We start from the raw sequence: 14,489 nt of genomic DNA on the forward strand, positions 1-14,489 counted from the left end.
CGGGGGCTGGCCGTCTCGGTGATCCTCGCCCGTCCCGTGCGGTTGCACGGGAAACCGAAATCCTGAACCACTTTTCTAGGGGGAGCCCGCATGAGCGGAGCCGTCGACACGTCAACGCCGGAACGGATACCGGAATTCAAGCAAGTCCTGGGACATCCGCGTCCGCTGTGGATGCTGTTCATGTCCGAATTCTGGGAGCGCTTCGCGTTCTACGGCATCCGCTGGGCGATGGTGCTGTACATCGTGGCGCAGTTCCACGGTGGCGACGCCAGCGGCGAGAAACCCGCGAGCGAGCTCTACGGCGCCTACCTGGCGCTGGTGTATGCCGGTGCCATCTTCGGCGGCTACGTCGCAGACAAGCTGATCGGCTTCCAGCGCTCCATCCTGCTGGGCGCAGTGTTCATGTCGGCCGGCCTTTTCCTGCTGGCCCTGCCGAGCGAGGCGATGTTCAAGCTGGGGCTGGCCACGATCATCGTCGGCAACGGCCTGTTCAAGCCGATCATCTCCACCATGGTGGGCAAGCTGTACGCGCAGGGCGACGCACGGCGCGATTCGGGCTTCACCATCTTCTACATGGGCATCAACATCGGCGCGTTGCTGGCCCCGATCGTCACCCAGTATCTGGCCAAGAAGGTGTTCGGCATCGAGGACATGCCCGCCTACAAGGTGGTGTTCATCGCCGCCGGCGTGGGCATGCTGCTGAGCCTGGTGTGGTTCTGGTTCGGCCGCAGGCAGCTGCAGGGCATCGGCCTGCCCGCCGAGCACCAGACCGGGATGCGCAACGTCAGCCTGGTCGTGCTGTTCGGTGCGGTGATCGGCGTCCCGATGTTCTACGCCCTGCTGACCATCGACGCCAACCTGCTGCAGGCGATCCTGATGGCGCTGTTCGTGATCCCGGCGGTCATGCTGGTGGTCGAGGGCCTGCGCGAGGGCAAGGTCGCGCGCGATAAGGTCGTGGCGATGCTGGTGATCTTCGTGTTCAACGTGCTGTTCTGGATGTTCTTCGAGCAGGCGGGCAGTTCGTTCAACTTCCTGGCCGACCGCATCGTCGACCGCAACATCGGCATGGAAGGGTTCTTCCAGGCGTTCGCCGGCACCAGCGACTTCCCGGTGTCGTGGTTCCAGTCGGTCAACTCGGTGGCGATCATCGCGCTGGCACCCGTGCTGGCGTGGCTGTGGGTGAAGATGGGGAAGAACAACCCGATCATCCCGCGCAAGTTCGGCCTGGGCCTGATCTTCAACGGCCTGGCCTTCCTGCTGCTGATGTACGCGCTGTCCAGCCTGGTCGACGGCGACGGCAAGATCCCGTTCTGGACGCTGTTCATGGTGTACGTCATCCAGTCCGTCGGCGAGCTGTGCCTGTCGCCGATCGGCCTGTCGATGACGACCAAGCTGGCGCCGTCGCGCCTGGCGGGCATGGCGATGGGCTGCTGGTTCCTGTCGATCGCGATCGGCAACAACCTGGCGGGCATCTTCGCTGGCCGCGTCAGCGGCGAAGGCGGCATGACCGTGCAGTCCGCGCATGCCGGCTATACGTTCGGCTTCTGGGCACTGGTGGGATCGGGCGTGCTGCTGTTCCTGGTCGCCCCGCTGGTGCAGCGACTCATGCATGGCGTGAAGTGACGCATCCGCGCGTGCCCCAAGGGCGCGCGCCTTTGCCGATGCGTCATCTCCGCGCAAGCGGGGATCCAGTGAAAACGGCGGCCATGGGCCGCCGTTTTTTTGTGGAGCGGAGCTTGCTCCACTGCTGTCGGGTTGGTACATCGCGCAGCCGAGCAAGCTCGGCTCTACGAAAGCGGGCTGCTCAGCCCTCGATGCGCCTGACGCCTTCCCCGGCCAGCTTGTCGATCAGCCGGTCCAGCATCGTCCGCTCCTCTTCGGTAAGCGGTTCCAGCATGCGCTGGTGGTATTCGATGACCATCGGCGCGACCTCGTCGTAGACCCGGAAGCCTTCATCGGTCAGCGCCAGCACCGAGCGGCGGCGGTCGTCGCCGTGGATCTCGCGCTGGATCAGCGCCCGTTCCAGCAGGCGGGCCACCGCCCGGCTGACCGCCACCTTGTCCATCGCGGTCCGGGCGGCCACCTCGCCGGCCGACAGGCCCGGGAAGCGCCCCAGCACCGCCATGACCCGCCATTCGGTGATCGCCAGGCCGAAACGGCGGTGGTATTCGCGGGAAATCGCCCCGCTGATGCGGTTGGACAGCACGCTCAGCCGGTACGAGAACAGGCGGTCGAGGTCGAAATCGGCGTGGACGACGGGGTTGGCGGGTTCGCTCATGCTGCGCTGCTACTTGTGGGTGGTTTCAGCTGAAACTATATTGGAGCGTATTCCGGCAAGCCTAGCGAGGTGCCCCATGAACGCACAACCCAACCTGGGCATGCAGCCCACGACGTTCGACAACCCGATGGGCATCGACGGCTTCGAATTCGTCGAGTTCGCCGCACCCGCCGGCCAGGTCCACCACCTGCACGACTACTTCCGCAAGCTGGGCTTCGTCCAGGTCGCGCGGCACAAGACGCGGCCGATCAGCACCTACCGTCAGGGCGACTGTACGTTCCTGATCAACGAAGATCCGGACTCCTTCGCCGCCCGCTTCGCGGCCCAGCATGGTCCCAGTGCCTGTGGTTTCGCGATCCGGGTGAAGAAGCTGGCCGAGTGGGCGCGCGTGCAGGCGCTGAAGAACGGTGCCGAATCGTTCGACGCTGCCGACGAACTGACCAAGGCCGTGGCCGCGCCGGTCATCAAGGGCATCGGCGACTGCATGCTCTACATCGTCGACCGTTACGACGACAAGGGCACCATCCATGACCCGGACTACGAATACCTGCCCGGCGTGGACCTGATGCCGAAGGGCTTCGGGCTCACCTTCATCGACCACCTGACCCACAACCTCTACCACGGCAACATGGCCAAGTGGGCGGACTACTACGAGCGGTTGTTCAACTTCCGCGAAATCCGCTACTTCGACATCAAGGGCGCCAAAACCGGCCTGCTGTCCAAGGCGATGACCGCGCCGGACGGCATGGTGCGCATCCCGCTCAACGAGTCCAGCGACCCGAAGAGCCAGATCAACGAGTACCTGGACGCCTACAAGGGCGAGGGCATCCAGCACATTGCCTGCTTCACCGACGACATCTACACCACGGTGGAGAAGATGCGCGAGGCGGGGGTGGAATTCCTGGATACGCCGGACACGTACTTCGAGGTGATCGACCAGCGCATCCCCAACCACGGCGAGGACGTCGCGCGGCTGGCGCGCAACAAGATCCTGATCGACGCCGACGTGGAGACCAAGCAGCGCAAGCTGTTGCAGATCTTCACCCAGAACGCGCTGGGGCCGATCTTCTTCGAGATCATCCAGCGCAAGGGCAACGAAGGCTTCGGCGAGGGCAACTTCCAGGCGCTGTTCGAGAGCATCGAGCGGGACCAGATGAAGCGCGGGGTGCTGTAGGCTCCCGCTCCAAGCCCCTCTCCCTGCGGGAGAGGGGTTGGGGTGAGGGACGGCGAAGTCTTAGCGCTTACGACGCCAGGAAAGCGGATCAGCAAGGACAGGAGGTCCTGCGTGAGCAAGCCACGCTTGCCGACCCAAACGCTCGATCATGCCAAGCAGCTACGCAAGGGCATGACCGATGCCGAGCGCCGGTTGTGGCAGTACCTGCGGGCGGGACGCCTGGAGGGCATGAAATTCCGCCGCCAGCATCCAGTGCCGCCCTACATCGTCGATTTCTGCTGCGTCGAAGCGGGTCTGGTGGTGGAACTGGATGGTTCGCAACATTCGCCTGCTGCGGATGCCGCAAGAACGCGATACTTGCAGTCTCAGGGGTGGCGGGTCGTGCGGTTCTGGGACAACGATGTGCTGAGGGAGGTGGAGGTGGTGGTCGCGGCGATCTGGGATTTCACCTCGCGGCCGGCCCTCTCCCCAACCCCTCTCCCGCCGGAAGAGGGGCTTTGATCGGGACATGATGAGCATGAATGCGAACAGCGCCAATAACTACATGACCGGCTTCGGCAACCACTTCGCCAGCGAGGCGATTCCCGGCACGCTGCCGGAAGGCCGCAACTCGCCGCAGCGGGTGGCGCACGGGCTGTACGCCGAACAGCTCAGCGGCACCGCCTTCACCGCGCCGCGGGCGGAGAACCGGCGCAGCTGGCTGTACCGCATCCGCCCGGCGGCGATGCACGGGCCGTTCCAGCCCTACGCGCAGCACCGCCTGCACAGCGATTTCAGCGCCGGACCGGTGTCGCCCGACCAGATGCGCTGGTCGCCGCTCCCCATGCCGGAGTCGCCGACGGACTTCGTCGACGGCCTGTACACGATGGCGGGGAACGGCGGGCCGGAAGGCCAGCACGGCGTCGGCATCCACCTCTACGCCGCCAACCGGTCGATGCAGGGGCGCTACTTCTACGACGCCGATGGCGAGTTGCTGATCGTCCCGCAGCAGGGTCGGCTGCGCATCGCCACCGAATTCGGCGTGATCGATATCGAACCGCAGCAGGTCGCCGTGATGCCGCGCGGCGTACGCTTCCTGGTCGAACTGCCCGACGGCGAGGCGCGCGGCTATGTCTGCGAGAACTTCGGTGCAGCGCTGCGCTTGCCGGACCTGGGGCCCATCGGCTCCAACGGCCTGGCCAATCCACGCGATTTCGAGACGCCGGTGGCGGTCTACGAGGACGTGGAAGGCGAGTTCGAACTGATCGCCAAGTTCCAGGGCCACCTGTGGCGCGCGGACATCGGCCATTCGCCGCTCGACGTGGTGGGCTGGCATGGCAACTACGCGCCCTACCGCTACGACCTGCGCCGGTTCAACACCATCGGCTCGATCAGCTACGACCATCCGGATCCGTCGATCTTCCTGGTGCTGACCTCACCGAGTGATACGCCGGGCGTGGGCAACATGGATTTCGTGATCTTCCCGCCGCGCTGGCTGGTGGCGCAGGACACCTTCCGTCCGCCGTGGTTCCACCGCAACATCGCCAGCGAGTTCATGGGCCTGATCCATGGCGTGTACGACGCCAAGGCCGAGGGCTTCGCGCCGGGCGGTGCGTCGCTGCACAACTGCATGACGGGTCATGGGCCCGATGCGGCGACCTTCGAGAAGGCGTCGAGCGCCGACCTGTCGAAGCCGGATGTCATCGACGACACGATGGCTTTCATGTTCGAGACGCGCGCGGTGATCCGCCCCACCCGCCAGGCGGTCGAAGCCGCGCATCGCCAGCGCGACTACCAGGCCTGCTGGGCCGGCCTGCGCAGGCACTTCGTGCCGCCGCAGGCCTGAGATCCGTCAGGACAGGGACGCGTCGGCGCGGGCGTCCAGCAAAGCCTGCATGCGCCGCAGCGGCGCGTGCGGCAGCGCTTCGAACAGCCTGTCGCGGATGCGGCCGGCCAGCGTGGGCGCGACGCGGCCCTCGAGGAAGCCGTACGCATCGGCCAGCGCTTCGAGCAGGGCCTCGTCATCCAGTCGTGCCTGCAGCCGGCCGCGATGATGTGCGGCCTCGGGGTCGCGCTGCAGTTCCAGCATGCCCGACAGGTAGACCTTGGCCGCCACCAGCGAGCGACGCGTACCCGTCGAAGGCGTGACGGGTACCGCGCCCGAGGGCGGCGGCTGCAGCGCCCGCTGCGTGGAGGGAGTCGCCAGATACCCCGCCGAGACCAGGCGCTGCACCAGCAGCGGCGCGTCCTGTCCCAGCAGTCGCACCAGTTCGGCCAGGTCGCGTTGCCCATCGCAGAGGATCAGTGCGCGCCGCTCGCGCATGCCCAGCGCACCCGAGTGGGTCTGCAGCGTCTGCCGGGCGAGGTCGGTCTTGATCGGGCGCATGGCGGGCGGAGGGCGGGTGCGCGCGCAGGCTAGGCCGCGGTGATGAAGTGCGGATGACAGCGGCATTCGCGGCGACTTAACGCCGCGACGCTAGGATTCAGGTTTGTGCAATGGAGAGAGCCGATGAAGTCGTTGTTGCCCCTCGTGATGGCGGTCACGCTGTTGTCCGCGTGCCAGCGCGACCCGGCCGCGGCGCCCGCGACCGAACCGCAGACCACCGCGACCGCCACGCCGATGGCCGAAGCTCCCGCGCCCACGCCTGCCGCCGACGACACGGCGGCGCCGGCCGGACCGGTCAGCCAGGCGAGTTTCCTGGGCTATGGCGACATGAAGCTGGGCAGCACCGTCGATGAGGCGCGCGCTGCCTGGGGTGGCGAACTCAACGGCGCACCGATGGAGGGCACGACCTGCCACTACCTGTGGCCGAAGTGGATCAGTCGCCCCGCCGACTTCGCCTTCATGATGGAAGACGGCAGGTTCGTCCGTTACGACGTGGGCACCGACAAGGAAACCGCACCGGGTGGCGGCAAGGTCGGCATGAGCGTGGAGGAACTGCAGAAACTCTACGGCGGCGCGCTGAAGGCTTCGCCGCACAAGTACACGCAGGGTGGCCAGTACCTGTCCATGGACGCCGGCGACGTGGCGCCGACCAGGCTGGTGTTCGAAGTCGACGCAGCCGGCAAGGTCACGTCGTGGCGCGTGGGCCTGTCGCCGCAGGTGGAGTACGTCGAAGGCTGTTCCTGAGGAAGCGGGGCGGCATAGAATCCCTGCCATCCACGAGGGGAGGGCGGGGCGATGACGGAAGCCTGGGGATATTTCGCGCTGGGCCTGCTGCTGCTGGCGCTGGGCGGCGACTCCATCGTCAAGGGCGCATCGGGCCTGGCGCAGAGGATCGGGGCGTCGCCGTTCGTGGCGGGCCTGCTGCTGATCGCCTTCGGTACCTCGCTGCCGGAACTGGCGGTCAATGCGCGCGCAGTGTGGGTCGGTTCCCAGGAACTGGCCCTCGGCAATGCCGTCGGCAGCAACATCGTCAACCTTGGGCTGACGCTGGGGCTGGCCGCCGTGGTCGCGCCGATCCTCGTGCGGATGCGGGTGCTTTCGCCCCTGCTGGTACTGCTGGCGCTGGCCTCGCTGGCGCTCATCGTGTTCGGCCTGGACGGCGTGGTGGGGCGGGGCGAGGGAATGGCCCTGCTGCTGGGCTTCGTGGCGGCCCTGGCATTCCTGCTGGCGCGCGCATCGCGCGAAGACGCGGGCGTGCGCGCGGAGGTCGAGGCGTTCGCCGCCACGCGCACGGTGCTGTGGATGAACCTGCTGCGCTTCGTGGTGGCCGCTGCGCTGCTTTACTACGGCGCGCGCTTCGTCGTGCAGGGTGCGCCGGTGATCGGTGCCCATTGGGGTCTTTCGCCGCTGCTGACCGGCCTGCTGCCGGTGGCCATCGGCACTGCGCTGCCGGAGATCGCGGCCGCCTCGATGGCGGCGCGGCGCGGGCAGGGGGACATGGTGGCCGGGCACGTGATCGGTTCGAGCCTGTTCAATCTGCTGGTGGTGGTGGGCGGCATGGCGGCCTTCCGCCCCATGGCGCTGCCGGAGTCGTTCGTCCGGCTGGAACTGCCCGCCGCCATCGCCTTCGTGCTGGTGCTGTATCCGATGCTGCGCGGCGACCTGCGCATCAGCCGTACGGAAGGCGGTCTGCTGCTGGCGGCCTTCGTGGGATGGGTGCTACTGGAGATCGCGCTGCTCGCCTGACTGAATGACGGCTCAGGCAGCTGTGAACGGGTTTGTTAAACTCGGGGCGATTGCTCGCGAATGACGCATTCCCTGCAACGCAAGGCGGTTGATGATCCCTTTCCTTGAAATCCTGCTGGCGCTGCCGTTCGTGCTCGCGCTGGTGGTGGCGCTGGCGCGCGGCCTTCCGCGCGGCGCCACCGCATGGCTGGCCGGCCTGGCACCGCTGCTGGGCCTGGTGCTGCTGGCGTGGATGACGCCCAGTGTGCTGAATGGTTGGGACCTGCGTGCCGACCACGCCTGGATTCCCCAGATCGGCCTGTCGTTCACCCTGCGGCTGGATGGGCTGGCGTGGATGTTCGCCGGGCTGGTGCTGGCGATCGGCGGGCTGGTGGTGGTGTACGCGCGCTACTACCTCAGCCAGAAGGACAGCGCGCCGCGGTTCTTCGCCTCCCTGCTGTTGTTCATGGGTTCGATGCTGGGCGTGGTGCTGGCCGGCAACCTGCTGCTGCTGGTGGTGTTCTGGGAGCTGACGAGCATCAGCTCGTTCCTGCTGATCGGGTTCTGGTCGCATCGGCAGGATGCGCGCGAAGGCGCGCGCATGGCGCTGGCCATCACCGGTGCCGGCGGGCTGGCGCTGCTCGGCGGCGTGCTGCTGCTCGGGCGCATCGTCGGCAGCTACGACCTGGACGTGGTGCTGGCCTCGGGCGACCTGATCCGTGGCAGCGCGCTGTATCCGTGGGCGCTGGCGCTGGTGCTGGCCGGCGTGTTCACCAAGAGCGCGCAGTTCCCCCTGCATTTCTGGCTGCCGCACGCGATGGCCGCGCCCACGCCGGTATCGGCCTACCTGCACTCGGCCACGATGGTGAAGGCGGGCGTGTTCCTGCTGGCGCGCCTGCACCCTGCGCTGGCGGGCACCGACCTGTTCTTCTACGTGGTCAGTACCGTCGGCGCGTTGACGCTGCTGGTCGGCGCCTGGTACGCGATCTTCCAGCACGATCTGAAAGGCCTGCTGGCCTACTCGACCATCTCGCACCTGGGACTGATCACGCTGCTGTTCGGCATCTCCACGCCGATGGCGGTGGTGGCCGGCGTGTTCCACATCCTCAACCACGCCACGTTCAAGGCCTCGCTGTTCATGGCGGCGGGCATCATCGACCACGAGACCGGCACCCGCGACATGCGCCGGCTGGGCAACCTGCGCCATTACATGCCGTGGACCAGTGCGCTGGCGATCATCGCGTCGCTGGCTATGGCGGGCATCCCGCTGCTCAACGGCTTCCTGTCCAAGGAAATGTTCTTCGCCGAAGCGCTGGATATCCCCGGGCATCGCGCGATGCGCGACGCGATCAGCGTGGCGGCGTTGCTGTACGGCGTCTTCGGCGTGGCCTACAGCCTGCGCTTCGTCTACGAGACGTTCTTCGGCGATGGGCCGCGCGCGCTGGAGGTGACGCCGCACGAACCGCCGCGCTGGATGAAGATCCCGGTGGAAGTGCTGGTGGTGCTGTGCGTGGCGGTGGGCATGTTCCCGGCATGGACGGTGGCGCCGGTGCTGCATGCGGGCGCCGCCGCGATCCTCGGCGAGGCCATGCCCGACTACAGCCTGGCGGTGTGGCACGGGATCAACAAGCCGCTGCTGATGAGCCTGGCCGGCATTGCGGGCGGCATCGCGCTGTATTTCGGACTGCGGCGCTTGTTCGACCTGCATGCCATCGTGAGGCGCTCGCTGGGGCGCAAGGTGTTCCGCTGGAACATGGAGGCGTTGTACGGGCTGGCCGGCCGGTTCACCGATACCCTGGCCAACGGCAGCCTGCAGCGCAGCCTGCTGTGCCTGGTGCTGGCAGCGGCGGCGGCCGGTGCCGCCCCGTTCGTCGGTGGCGAGGCGTCGCCGCTGCAGTGGCGCGCGCCGCAGCCGATGCCGCTGCTGGGCTGGCTGTTGTGGCTGGTGCTGGTGGTCTGCGCGCTGTGGACGATCCGGCTATACCGGCAGCGGCTGCTGGCGGTGGTCGTGCTGGGCGGTGCCGGCCTGATGGTGAGCCTGGCGTTCGTGTTCCTGTCCGCGCCGGACCTGGCGCTGACCCAGCTGATGGTGGAAATGGTCAGCCTGGTCCTGCTGCTGCTCGGCCTGCACTACCTGCCGCCGCGCTCGCCGCCGGAGCGCACGCCGCGCCGGCGGCTGCGCGACATCGCGGTGGCGCTGGTCGCGGGCACCGGCGTGGGCCTGCTGGCCTACCAGGTGATGACGCGGCCGGGCGATACGATCAGCGGCGAACTGCTGGCGCGTTCGCTGCCCGAAGCCTACGGCGCCAACGTGGTGAACGTGATCCTGGTGGACTTCCGTGGCTTCGATACCTTCGGCGAGATCACCGTGTTCGGCATCGCCGCGCTGATCGTGCACGCGCTGCTGCGGCGTGCGCGCATGGCGCCGGAAAAGGTGATGTCGGGTCCGCCGATCAAGCTGCCGGTTCCCGCGGATCTCGCGCAGATCATGTTCCCGCTGACGCTGACCGTGTCGGTGTTCCTGTTCCTGCGCGGTCACAACGCGCCGGGCGGCGGCTTCATCGCGGGGCTGGTGCTGGCGGTGCCGCTGCTGGTGCAGTACGTCATCCAGGGCGCGGCTTCGGTGGAGTCGCGATTCGGGTTCGACTACGTGCGCTGCGTCGGCACGGGCCTGATCGTCGCTGGCGTGAGCGGCGTGGCGTCGATGGCCTTCGGCGTGCCGTTCCTGACCAGCGGGCACCTGGACCTGGAGCTCCCGCTGATCGGGACGGTGCCACTGGCCAGTGCCATCGGCTTCGACACCGGCGTGTACCTGGTGGTGTTCGGCGGCGCCATGTTGATCCTCTCGATGATGGGCACCATCCGCCCGTCGCGCACGCGCGTGTCGCACCTGGGGGTGATGGAACCGGGTGAGCGTTCCACCCGCACCGGAGAACTGCGCTGATGGAACTGGCGATGGCAAGCGCGATCGGCATCCTCACCGCCGCGGGCGTGTACCTGCTACTGCGCGCGCGCAGCTTCGATGTGATCCTCGGACTGACGCTGCTGTCCTATGCGACCAACCTGCTGATCTTCTCTGGCGGACGGTTGGTGCCGGGAAAGCCGCCGGTGCTCCGCGACGGCGTGCCGGCCGACCTGGCGCACTACACCGATCCGTTGCCGCAGGCGCTGGTGCTGACCGCCATCGTCATCGCTTTCGCGATGACCGCGGTGACCGTGGTGCTGGCGATCCGCAGCCGCGGCGACAACGACAGCGACCATGTTGACGGCTCCAAGGCCGAGCGCGAATTCCTTGCCAGCGAACAGCGCCGGCATGAGGAAGCCCGCGACGCCGCGAAGGCCGACGAGGCGGAGCCGCGCGCATGAACCACCTGCCGGCCCTGCCCATCCTGATCCCGCTGTTCGCCGCGTCGATCGCGCTGTTCTTCGAGCATCGCCGGTTCGGCATGGTGCCGCAGCGCATCGTGGCGTGGACCTCGATCGCGGCGATGCTGGCCGTGACCTGCATGCTGGTCGGCTCGGCGGCGTCCGGCGAGGTCTCGGTCTACCTGCTGGGCGACTGGCCGGCGCGCCTGGGCATCGTGCTGATGGTGGATCGCCTGTCCGCGCTGATGCTGCTGGTCGGGCTGTTGCTCGGTGCGGCGTGCCTGCTGCATGCCTGCGCGGGCTGGGACCGCCGTGCGCCGCACTTCCATGCGTTCTTCCAGTTCCAGCTGATGGGTTTGAACGGGGCCTTCCTGACGGGCGACATCTTCAACCTGTTCGTGTTCTTCGAAGTACTGCTGATCTCCTCGTACGGGTTGATGCTGAGCGGCGGCCGCGGCGAGCGCATGCGTGCCGGCCTGCATTACGTCGCCTTCAACATCGCGGCATCCACGCTGTTCCTGATCGCGCTGGGCCTGCTGTATGGCCTGCTGGGTTCATTGAACATGGCCGAGCTGTCGGTGCGCGTGGCCCAGCTGCCGCCGGACGACGTGGCGCTGGTGCAGGCGGCCGCCGGCCTGCTGTTCGTGGTGTTCTGCGCCAAGGCCGCGCTGCTGCCGATGTATTTCTGGCTGCCGGAAACCTACACGCACGCACCGGCCGCGGTGGCCGGCCTGTTCGCCATCATGACCAAGGTCGGGCTGTACGCGGTGTTGCGGCTGGGCACGCTGAGCTTCGGCGCGTTGGGTCCGCTGGAAGGCTTCGCCTGGCCGGCGCTGCTGGTGCTGGGTGCGGCCACGCTCGTGCTGGCGTCGCTGGGGGTGCTGGCGGCCACGCGGCTGCGCGCGCTGGCGGCCTACCTGGTACTGGGGTCGGCGGCGACGCTGTTCGTCGCGTTCTCGCTGGGAACGGCAGGCACGATGGGCGCGGGGTTGTACTACCTGGTGCACAGCAGTTTCGCCGGTGCGGCGCTGTTCCTGCTGGCCGACCTGATCCGGCGTCGTCGCGGAAGCGCGGGCGATCGCAAGGACGTGATCGCGGCGTTGCCGGACAAGACCGTACCCGGCCTGCTGTTCCTGGTGGCGGCGGTGTCGCTGGCGGGGCTACCGCCCTTGTCGGGTTTCATCGGCAAGCTGTTGCTGTTGGAAGCCGTGCCAGCCGGTCCGCGCACGTTCTGGGTGTGGCTGCTGGTGCTGGGTACCAGTTTCATGATGCTGGTCGGGTTGGCGCGCGCAGGCACGCGGCTGTTCTGGCGCGTGGCGCCGTGGCCGGACGCCGGGCAACACAGGCTGGAAGCCTTCACGCCCGAGCACGAGATGGTGCCCGCGCCCTCGCGTCCCCTGGAAACGGCGGCCATCGTGCTGCTGCTCGCTTATGGCGTGGCGCTGGTGGTGGCGGCCGCCCCCGTGCTGGACTACACGCGCGCCACCGCCTTGCAGCTGCTGTCGCCCGGCGACTACGTGGAGCACGTGCGGGCCGCGCTGCCGATCCTGAGGGAGCCCTGAGCATGGCCGCGACGTGGCGCAAGCGCTGGTTGCCGTCGTTGCCGTTGAGCATGACGGTGTTCTGCTTCTGGCTGCTGATGAATGACGAGATCAGTGTCGGCCAGGTGGTGATGGCGCTGGTGCTGGGCCTGGTGATCCCGCCGTTCGCGGCGCGGCTGGACCGCGAGTTCGCCCGCATCGGCCGGCTGCGCAGCGTGCCGCGCATGCTGGGCGTGCTGCTGTGGGACATCGTGCAGGCCAACGTCACCGTCGCGCTGCAGGTGCTGGGGCCGGAACGGAAGATCCGGCCGGGTTTCATCTGGGTGCCGCTGGACATCGACAACATCCACGGCATCGCCGCGCTGACCAGCATCATCACGCTGACGCCGGGTACGGTGTCGTCGGCCCTGTCGGACGATCGCCGCCACCTGCTGGTGCACGTGCTCAACCTGGACGATGCCGACGACGTGATCCGGCAGATCAAGACGCGCTACGAGGCACCGCTGATGGAGATCTTCCCATGACCCCGCAGACCCTGGTGATGTACGCGGTGATCGGCGCGATGCACGTGGTCGGCGTGGCCATGCTGCTGGCGCTGTACCGGCTGGTGCGCGGTCCCAGCGTGCCGGACCGCATCCTCGCGCTGGATACCCTGTATGTCTGCGCGATCGCGCTGCTAATGCTGTTCGGCATGTACCTGGGCACGGCGGTGTACTTCGAAGCGGCGCTGATCATCGCCATGCTGGGCTTCGTGGGCACGGTGGTGCTGAGCAAGTACGTGCTGCGCCGGGACATCGTCGAATGAGCTGGGTCTTCGCCATCCTGCTGGTGCTGCTGCTCGCGGTGGGCAGCTTCTTCATTCTCGTGGGCTCTTTCAGCCTGGTGAAGTTGTCGGAGTTCTTCAAGCGGCTGCACGGACCGACCAAGGCCAGCACGCTGGGCGTGGGCTGCGTGCTGATCGCCTCGGTGGGGTACCACGCGCTGGGCGGCACGGATCCGCAGCCGCGCGAACTGCTGATCACCGCGTTCCTTTTCATCACCGCGCCGATCAGTGCGCACCTGATGGCGAAGGCGGCGCTGTCGCTGCACATGGCCGAGCGTCCGCCGATGCCCGACGGCGAACCGCCGCAACCGATCGATGCGGTCGACGAAGACGCCCGCCCGGATGCCTGACGCGCCGACGCGCACGGCGCTGGTGTTCGGTGCCAGCGGCCAGATCGGGGAGGTGCTGCTGGCGCGGCTGGCGGGCGGGGGATGGCAGGCGTTCGCGGTGTCGCGTCGGCCGCGTCCACCGGCAGGTGGGGTGACCTGGCTGACCGGCGAGTTCGCCAACGTCGGCGGACTTCCCGAGGCTGTCGACGTGATCTTCAGCACCGGGCCGCTGGACGGCTTCGCGCAGTGGTATGCGCGCGGGCATCTGGCCACGCGACGCGTGGTCGCGTTCGGTTCCACCAGCCTGGATACGAAGCAGGCGTCGGCCGACGCCTACGAACGCGACATCGTTGCGCGCTTGCAGGTCGCGGAGCGCATCGTCTTCGACACCGCCTCGGCCAACGGGGCGGCGGCGACAGTGCTGCGTCCGACGCTGGTCTATGGCGCGGGACGCGACCAGACGCTGGCACGCATCGCGGCGATGGGGCGACGCATGGGTTTTTTCGTGCTGCCGCGGGGCGCCAACGGAAAGCGTCAGCCGGTGCACGTGGACGACCTGGCGCACGCAGCGCTCGCGGTGGTGGACGCGCCTGCCACGGATGGCAAGGCGTATGCGCTGCCGGGGGGCGAGACGCTCGCCTATCGCGACATGGTGGCGCGTACGCTGGCGGCGCTGGACCCGCCCGCAAAACTGTGGGAGGTGCCGATGCCGGTGTTCAGGACCGCGTTGTGGCTGGCCCGCAAGGCCGGCATGATGCGCGGCCTGACCGATGACGCGGTCGCGCGCATGCGTGAAGACCTGACCTTCGATGCGTCCCCGGCACTACACGACTTTGGTTATGCGCCGCGTTCTTTCATTCTTGACGCGCGGGCGGTCGGTTCGTAGGG

Annotated in this window: 15 protein-coding genes; 13 read left to right on the forward strand and 2 right to left on the reverse strand. The window is 67.7% G+C overall.

Annotated elements, in window-relative coordinates; genetic code table 11:
• Window positions 1-90 precede the first annotated feature (90 nt).
• Window positions 91-1,623 (forward strand): peptide MFS transporter, encoded by a 1,533-nt coding sequence (locus tag IAE60_RS06150; RefSeq protein ID WP_187574265.1) that lies wholly within the window; start codon window positions 91-93, stop codon window positions 1,621-1,623.
• Window positions 1,624-1,804: 181 nt separating this feature from the next.
• Here IAE60_RS06150 and IAE60_RS06155 read toward each other — a convergent pair whose 3' ends face one another.
• Window positions 1,805-2,278, reverse strand: coding sequence for a MarR family winged helix-turn-helix transcriptional regulator (locus IAE60_RS06155; protein ID WP_162108139.1), 474 nt, complete (start codon window positions 2,276-2,278; stop codon window positions 1,805-1,807).
• Between the two features lie 76 nt (window positions 2,279-2,354).
• Here IAE60_RS06155 and hppD point away from each other — a divergent pair, with 76 nt between their 5' ends.
• The 3 genes from hppD (at window position 2,355) to hmgA (ending at window position 5,277) form a co-directional block, all read left to right on the forward strand.
• Entirely contained in the window at window positions 2,355-3,452 is a 1,098-nt protein-coding gene (gene hppD / locus IAE60_RS06160; RefSeq protein WP_162108140.1) for a 4-hydroxyphenylpyruvate dioxygenase, read from the forward strand.
• 111 nt (window positions 3,453-3,563) lie between these two features.
• Complete coding sequence (locus tag IAE60_RS06165) at window positions 3,564-3,953, forward strand: endonuclease domain-containing protein (protein ID WP_244966673.1); 390 nt, start codon at window positions 3,564-3,566, stop codon at window positions 3,951-3,953.
• Between the two features lie 16 nt (window positions 3,954-3,969).
• Window positions 3,970-5,277, forward strand: a complete 1,308-nt coding sequence (hmgA, locus tag IAE60_RS06170) for a homogentisate 1,2-dioxygenase (RefSeq protein ID WP_187574266.1) — start codon at window positions 3,970-3,972, stop codon at window positions 5,275-5,277.
• A gap of 6 nt (window positions 5,278-5,283) precedes the next feature.
• Here hmgA and IAE60_RS06175 read toward each other — a convergent pair whose 3' ends face one another.
• Window positions 5,284-5,817, reverse strand: a complete 534-nt coding sequence (locus IAE60_RS06175; protein ID WP_187574267.1) for a hypothetical protein — start codon at window positions 5,815-5,817, stop codon at window positions 5,284-5,286.
• A 123-nt stretch (window positions 5,818-5,940) separates the two neighbouring features.
• Between IAE60_RS06175 and IAE60_RS06180 the strand changes: the two genes are divergently transcribed.
• The 9 genes from IAE60_RS06180 to IAE60_RS06220 all read left to right on the forward strand — a co-directional run bounded on the left by IAE60_RS06180 (window position 5,941) and on the right by IAE60_RS06220 (window position 14,487).
• Complete coding sequence (locus tag IAE60_RS06180) at window positions 5,941-6,561, forward strand: lectin (RefSeq protein WP_187574268.1); 621 nt, start codon at window positions 5,941-5,943, stop codon at window positions 6,559-6,561.
• Between the two features lie 51 nt (window positions 6,562-6,612).
• Window positions 6,613-7,563: a calcium/sodium antiporter gene (locus IAE60_RS06185; protein ID WP_187574269.1), complete on the forward strand. Its 951-nt coding sequence runs from the start codon at window positions 6,613-6,615 to the stop codon at window positions 7,561-7,563.
• A 91-nt stretch (window positions 7,564-7,654) separates the two neighbouring features.
• Window positions 7,655-10,486 (forward strand): monovalent cation/H+ antiporter subunit A, encoded by a 2,832-nt coding sequence (locus IAE60_RS06190; protein ID WP_187574270.1) that lies wholly within the window; start codon window positions 7,655-7,657, stop codon window positions 10,484-10,486.
• Entirely contained in the window at window positions 10,486-10,908 is a 423-nt protein-coding gene (locus IAE60_RS06195) for a Na+/H+ antiporter subunit C (protein ID WP_185895145.1), read from the forward strand. Before IAE60_RS06190 ends, IAE60_RS06195 begins: the two co-directional genes overlap by 1 nt.
• Window positions 10,905-12,470 (forward strand): monovalent cation/H+ antiporter subunit D, encoded by a 1,566-nt coding sequence (locus IAE60_RS06200; RefSeq protein ID WP_187574271.1) that lies wholly within the window; start codon window positions 10,905-10,907, stop codon window positions 12,468-12,470. The genes IAE60_RS06195 and IAE60_RS06200 overlap by 4 nt, the downstream gene beginning before the upstream one ends.
• 2 nt (window positions 12,471-12,472) lie before the next feature.
• Complete coding sequence (locus tag IAE60_RS06205; RefSeq protein ID WP_187574272.1) at window positions 12,473-12,973, forward strand: Na+/H+ antiporter subunit E; 501 nt, start codon at window positions 12,473-12,475, stop codon at window positions 12,971-12,973.
• Window positions 12,970-13,254 (forward strand): K+/H+ antiporter subunit F, encoded by a 285-nt coding sequence (locus IAE60_RS06210; RefSeq protein ID WP_187574273.1) that lies wholly within the window; start codon window positions 12,970-12,972, stop codon window positions 13,252-13,254. The genes IAE60_RS06205 and IAE60_RS06210 overlap by 4 nt, the downstream gene beginning before the upstream one ends.
• Window positions 13,251-13,622 carry a Na+/H+ antiporter subunit G gene (locus IAE60_RS06215; RefSeq protein ID WP_185895149.1) on the forward strand — a complete coding sequence of 124 codons (372 nt, stop codon included), beginning with the start codon at window positions 13,251-13,253 and terminating at the stop codon, window positions 13,620-13,622. The genes IAE60_RS06210 and IAE60_RS06215 overlap by 4 nt, the downstream gene beginning before the upstream one ends.
• A complete protein-coding gene (locus IAE60_RS06220) occupies window positions 13,615-14,487 on the forward strand; it encodes an SDR family oxidoreductase (RefSeq protein WP_187574274.1) in 873 nt (290 codons plus the stop codon). Before IAE60_RS06215 ends, IAE60_RS06220 begins: the two co-directional genes overlap by 8 nt.
• Window positions 14,488-14,489: the final 2 nt, after the last annotated feature.

Origin of the sequence: Pseudoxanthomonas mexicana (assembly GCF_014397415.1) — a bacterium.
Classification (GTDB): Bacteria; Pseudomonadota; Gammaproteobacteria; order Xanthomonadales; family Xanthomonadaceae; genus Pseudoxanthomonas_A; species Pseudoxanthomonas_A mexicana.